The organism is Roseovarius sp. TE539, from assembly GCF_003298505.1.
GTDB lineage: Bacteria > Pseudomonadota > Alphaproteobacteria > Rhodobacterales > Rhodobacteraceae > Roseovarius.
In genome coordinates this window covers 1-804 of record NZ_QNGB01000075.1, presented here as the reverse complement: position 1 = coordinate 804, position 804 = coordinate 1, and the positions used below count along the sequence as shown (strand labels likewise).

General features: G+C 57.5%; 1 pseudogene. It reads right to left on the bottom strand.

From position 1 onward, the window contains the following. Positions 1-322: 322 nt before the first annotated feature. A pseudogene (locus tag DQW77_RS18850) lies at positions 323-712 on the bottom strand (Mu transposase domain-containing protein); the annotation flags it as partial. Positions 713-804: the final 92 nt, after the last annotated feature.

Below are 804 nucleotides of genomic sequence, written 5' to 3'. Positions count from 1 at the left end.
TCGCAGTTGCACTGAACGGCAGACCGAGAAAGACGCTCGGTTGGAGGACGCCCGCAGAGGCGCTGGACGAGTTCATGATAATGGAACAAGATCGTGGTGTTGCGACGACCGGTTGAGACCGCCCAGTGATCCTTGATCTGCTCCATCGATTTGGGCAATTCCCAACCGACAATTCCCAACCGACAAAAGGTGCGCCATCACGCAGTGCGCCGGGCTTGCGATCGAGCAGCGGCACATAGTGCCAAGGCTCGAAGTAACTGATATTGCGTGTAAAGCGCCGCTTATGTTCAGCGAAAATTTCGTCGTTTGCGATCATGACAAGCCGATCAGCATAGGCGCGCAATGAGACGTGGCGCCCAGCATGTTCGCACGGCACGCTGTAGCGATTGCTGTCATACTGCACGAGGCAGGTGGATCTGACCCGCAGAGTTTTTTCGACATAGCCGTCGAAAGGGCGACCCAGTGGGCGCAGCTCGATCTTCTCATCCTCAAAGACTTCGGCGATTGTGCGATGCTGTTGATCAGTATGGCGGCGTTCAGCCAGCTCCTCGCAGCGCAGCAGAAGCCAGGCATTCAGCGCCGCCAGATCGTCAAAGGCCAGCCTGGGAGTGAAGAGCTCGCCACGCAGAAACTGCACCTGGTTCTCGACCTGACCCTTCTCCCATCCCGAAGCGGGGGTGCAGGCGACAGGTTCGATGACATAGTGGTTCATCAAGGCCAGAAAGCGTGGGTGAAAGATCCGGTCCTTCGATCGCGAGACATAGGTCACCATGGTTTTGGGGTTGTCGATGATCACCCGGCGCG